At 51.2% G+C, this 4,499-nt stretch carries 5 protein-coding genes; 1 reads left to right on the top strand and 4 read right to left on the bottom strand.

Features of this window, described 5'->3' with window-relative positions:
- Window positions 1-780 precede the first annotated feature (780 nt).
- The 3 genes from QZ268_RS08960 to QZ268_RS08970 all read right to left on the bottom strand — a co-directional run bounded on the left by QZ268_RS08960 (window position 781) and on the right by QZ268_RS08970 (window position 2,858).
- Window positions 781-1,701 carry a hypothetical protein gene (locus QZ268_RS08960; protein ID WP_295451231.1) on the bottom strand — a complete coding sequence of 307 codons (921 nt, stop codon included), beginning with the start codon at window positions 1,699-1,701 and terminating at the stop codon, window positions 781-783.
- The gene (locus QZ268_RS08965; protein ID WP_295451234.1) at window positions 1,659-1,883 is read right to left on the bottom strand and encodes a DUF6471 domain-containing protein; all 225 of its coding nucleotides are present in this window, start codon (window positions 1,881-1,883) and stop codon (window positions 1,659-1,661) included. The genes QZ268_RS08960 and QZ268_RS08965 overlap by 43 nt, the downstream gene beginning before the upstream one ends.
- A 291-nt stretch (window positions 1,884-2,174) precedes the next feature.
- On the bottom strand, window positions 2,175-2,858 hold the full coding sequence (locus QZ268_RS08970; protein ID WP_295451237.1) for a type 1 glutamine amidotransferase domain-containing protein: 684 nt from the start codon (window positions 2,856-2,858) through the stop codon (window positions 2,175-2,177).
- A gap of 135 nt (window positions 2,859-2,993) precedes the next feature.
- Here QZ268_RS08970 and QZ268_RS08975 point away from each other — a divergent pair, with 135 nt between their 5' ends.
- Window positions 2,994-3,881 (top strand): LysR family transcriptional regulator, encoded by an 888-nt coding sequence (locus QZ268_RS08975; RefSeq protein ID WP_295451239.1) that lies wholly within the window; start codon window positions 2,994-2,996, stop codon window positions 3,879-3,881.
- 442 nt (window positions 3,882-4,323) lie between these two features.
- Here the strand turns inward: QZ268_RS08975 and QZ268_RS08980 are convergent.
- The coding region (locus tag QZ268_RS08980; RefSeq protein WP_295451241.1) for a GDCCVxC domain-containing (seleno)protein at window positions 4,324-4,499 on the bottom strand (176 nt) is incomplete at its 5' end.

Consider the following 4,499-nt stretch of genomic DNA (forward strand, 5'->3'; position numbering starts at 1 on the left):
CGTCAGCCGTCTTCTCGCCAGCTTCCTGCTCCTTGATCATTTGGATGATCTGTTCGTCCGTGAATCTCGTCTTCATTTGTCCGCCTTTCGGTTGGGCGGACTCTACACAAAAATGGAGGAAATTCAGGGGCTCAGGTCACAAAGCGGAATGCATGGTGAAGACTGTTAGCGCTTATGGTGATGAGAAAAAACTAACTCTCGAAGCTGCGAAAGCAGTCTTTTTACGAAGCCGAGCGAACAACCCTAAGCCTCCAACTCAACCATAAGCATAGGCCGATAACGTTCATTCTTGCCACGAGGGGCTTGATCGCCAAAACCAATGAAAATTCATATGACGGAAACCTTTAGCAGAACCCAACTTGATTTTCCACGTTTTTGGCCAGTTCTGCTATAGCTAACATTTGTTCAAGGCGCAGCATCCGTGAATAACGGCACAAAGCCGCCTTTCGGCGATGCAGCGTGTGGTTTTCACCCTGAACACTCTGTCGCCGGTCTGATCGACAGACCTGGTTGACTGCTGTCAGCCCAAACACGACATTCATGCCTGGTGCAGCATTGGCCGGAGCTCAGGCACAAGGGGCGGAAAACGGTAGTTCACTGCGGTCTGCGCAGAGGTCTGCTTGTGGACAAAGCGACAATCCAAAAATTCATGTTCTTTCGATGACAAAATACAACAATGAAGGTAATTTCGGGGCAACCGCCCCGTCTGGAACTCTGTGATTACTTGCGGCCCTATGTATCAAGCGCACCAAGCAGGTGTGAGTGATGATTAAGGCTCTCCTATTCTACCTTGCCCCAGTTTGGTTTGCGCCAATTGGGCACGAGGTGAGCAAAATCAGCTTCTTCGAGGTCAGTCCCAAGCTCGTAATGTATCTGGCTGGCAAATTTGGATATCATGTAAGCCACGTCATTTTGGGGGTGGCCCCCAGCCATAAAGAACCGGGAAGCCTCCACCCGTTTTTTGAACACATCGTGAGCGATTATTTTGATTTGGATGTGACAAGCGCACGAGGATTTGAACCTGTTGTGGGAAATTTTAGCATCAGTGTAGGATATTGGTGGCCCTTCACTTTGACCGGTGGGGATTTCTCCAATCTCGTGGAACAACTTGTGTTCAACTGTGCCACCATCGATAAAAAGAGATACCTTGACCAGAGCAAATGCATCACTTGCAGGAGACTGGCCGTGGTTAGTAATGTTGCACCTAAATGTAAGGCAAGGATTTTCTGCGGTGCAAGAAACCTGAACAAGTGATGGGGTCAAGTAAGCCCTGACTTGCGCCTCTCCGATATCACGGGTGACCAGAACTGCGTCCTCAGCGGATCGGGTGGCCTTCCTAGTCAAGTAGAGCGTCCAAAACAAAAGGAAAGTTCCCACCGCTACGAAAACGGTAGACAGCAACGCATACAGAGCCATGCTCTGGGTGGCTTCATTCATGGCCTGCGTAGCCGCGTCCATGCCTTGTTGGGCGCGAAGATCTTCTATTTCGCGCTGGCGGGCCTCTGCCTCATGCCCCTCGCGGGCTTCGGAGGTTTCCTCGCTTTCGACGATCACAATGGGAACAGGTATCGGAAGGCTTTGGGAAAGCTCTTGCTGTTCGGCGGCGGGTTGCTGGGGCTGCTCACCAGAATCCTGTGCCTGCCCTGATCCGGCCAATGCTATTCCAAATACAGCGATGTACAGCCAGGCGCGGAAAGACATTGTAACAAAAATCCTGCGGTAAATTTCCCTCGACTTACTATATTGCGCAGGTTTCGCTCATTGTCTTCGATTCCTTTGTCGGCCAGCTTTTCAACAAGTTGAGCATGAGTGACGCCATGCCGTGCCATCTCTGCCCGCAAAACCCCTGTTGCCTTTTCTTCCCAGTCCGTTCTCTCTGCCATAATCATCTCCTATGGCGCAAATGTCATCATTTAACGTGCTACAGCACTTGACATGGTGAAAAATGGCACAGCTTTTTCTTCTCTCAGCCCAAAGCGGTCCCAAGACGATAGAGCGAGATTTGTGATAGCTGCCCTTCACTGCGCCGATCGCGAACTGGCACACTGCGGACAAAGGTTCCTTTCGCTGCACGCGCCCCAATGTCCGCTTCTAGCGACTTCACTTAAAAAAGGGGCATCGGTATAAACCGACGCCCCCTGTGCAGTATCGCCCGCATTGAAACACCCAGATAGTTAACCCAGAGTTTCAAGCACCAACTTAGCGACGGCAGTCGATGATGCGGGATTTTGACCTGTAATCAAATTGCCGTCCTTTTGAGCGTATGATGCCCAATCTTCGATCTTAGAAAACAGGCCGCCACGATCTGACAATGTGTCTTCTACCAACAATGGAACTACATCGGTTAGGCCTACTGCAGCTTCCTCGGTGTTGGTAAAACCTGTGACATTGCGGCCCTTTACAATGTAGTCGCCATTTGTGTCTTTGGCATTGGCAAGAGCGATGGATGCGTGGCAAACGGTTGAAACAACCTTATTCGAGGCCCAGAACGCTTCGATCAGGCTGATGGAGTGTGCATCATTCACCAGATCCCACATCGGACCGTGACCACCTGGGTAAAACACGCCATCAAAATCGGATGCGTTGACATCAGAAAGTTTTGCAGTGGTCGCGAGGGCCGCTTTTGCTGCTTCATCGGCATTGAAACGTGCAGTGTCTTCTGTTTGAAAACCGTCTTCACTGCTTTTGGGATCCAACGGGGGCAGTCCACCTTTAGGTGATGCAAGTGTGAGTTCAACGCCAGCATCCAAGAACGCGTAGTAGGGTGCCGCGAACTCTTCCAACCAAAAGCCGGTCTTTTCACCTGTGTCACCAAGTGTGTCGTGCGAAGTCAGTACAATTAAAATTTTCTTGGACATCTGCGTTCCTTGCAAGGCCGTAAGATTACAGGGCCGTAACCTCTTCAATCTAGGACCTATCCAATCATTGCCGGATTGCCACAAGTGGGGTACTTGCCAAGACAGTTTTGCACAGCAGCAACAATGGATAGATAGATGTCGGTTTGGGATGGGGTTGAAGAGTTTGTTATGGTGGCGCGCACTGGCAGCTTCACTGTTTCTGCACGCCGTCTGAATGTTTCGACCTCACATGTGTCTCGGCGCGTACAATCGCTTGAAGACAGATTGGGTGTAAAGTTGCTTGCGCGTACTACACGAGCAGTCAAGCTGACGGATCTTGGCCGTGACTATCTAAACAGGGTTGATGAGTTGATTGGTGGGATAGACGACGCCAATCAGGCGATCACAGGCGCATTCTCGGACTTGTCTGGGCCTGTGCGTGTTTCAGCAGCAGGTCCATTTGCAGAAACCGTGGTCATGCCCATCCTTTTGGAGTTTGCTGAGCAAAACCCGCAAATAACGCTTGAAGTAGATTTCAACAATAGAAACGTTAATCTGGTTGAAGACGGATATGACTTTGCCATCCGATATGGCGCTTTGGCCGACAGCGCATTGATCGCGCGCAAGCTTGCCACCCGTAAGCTGATATGTGCGGCATCACCTGCCTACCTCGAACGATACGGAGAACCGTCAACGCCTCATGAACTGCGTCAGCATTCGTGCATATCGGCGAACAACAATGTATGGCAGTTCTTGGACCCATCAACGAGAAAAGCCATCTCGGTTAGAGTTAAGGGACGCGTAAAAACGAATAGCATGGGCCTTATGTGCTTAGCTGTCGAAAAGGGTTTTGGTGTCGCTTACACGCCGATGGAAAACCTTGAGGCGATGATCGCGGATGGTCGGGTTCTGCGTATTCTTGGAGGCTTTGAAGATCAAAGTCGATCGCATTGGATCGTCTATCCAGAGCGTCGTCATATTCCGCGCAGGGTGCGCGCGGCAGTGGAATATCTTTTAGATCGGTTGGAAGACCAGCGGATATAGCGGGGGCGCGCTTCGGCAACTGATTCTGAGATTGTAAGCAGAGGAATGAAAGTGAAAGCCTTGATTAACGCTCTCCAATTTACCGAAGGACCTGTTAACCTGACACACTGCAATCATTCAAAGAAGACCTTCATGTGGCTCGCAGCATCGGTTACTAAGGGCTCTCTACCGCCATTCGCCGCCCCTTGCACGAAGGTCGGCTGTTGGGAAGCCAACCAAACTTTGCAAAGATCGCTACCTGCGCATAGTCGGCATCTGCCGCTGGTCCGACCACAGCTAGATCCCCATCTTATATCCAGGTCGGAGACGAGAACGGCCCACACCAGCCGTTGGCCAGATATCAAAGCGCTGCGTTACAGCTTCCCCGAAGCTGCCATTCAACACGTTGTGCAGCATTTTTGTTGGCCGGACGGCAGGACTGCGGACGAAGCAGACAGTAAGATCATCCGCAGCAACTGTCGCCCGTCTGAATGGGTTGGCAGGGCACAGTCGCGTAGGAGCAAAACACGCAGCAGTCACCCTCTTTGGGCTTCAATACTGACTTGCACGATCTGCATTCGTAGAACCATTGGCACGAGTCCGTTGGCATCATTTCGGTTTCGGTATGTCCGCAACGCG

The organism is uncultured Pseudophaeobacter sp. (genome assembly GCA_905479575.1).
Lineage (GTDB): Bacteria > Pseudomonadota > Alphaproteobacteria > Rhodobacterales > Rhodobacteraceae > Pseudophaeobacter.

Excerpts from the sequence above, each read along its gene's own strand:
- QZ268_RS08975 (WP_295451239.1), top strand. The coding sequence starts at position 2,994 with ATGTCGGTTTGGGATGGGGTTGAAGAGTTTGTTATGGTGGCGCGCACT.
- QZ268_RS08970 (WP_295451237.1), bottom strand. The coding sequence starts at position 2,858 with ATGTCCAAGAAAATTTTAATTGTACTGACTTCGCACGACACACTTGGT.
- QZ268_RS08960 (WP_295451231.1), bottom strand. The coding sequence starts at position 1,701 with ATGTCTTTCCGCGCCTGGCTGTACATCGCTGTATTTGGAATAGCATTG.
- QZ268_RS08965 (WP_295451234.1), bottom strand. The coding sequence starts at position 1,883 with ATGGCAGAGAGAACGGACTGGGAAGAAAAGGCAACAGGGGTTTTGCGG.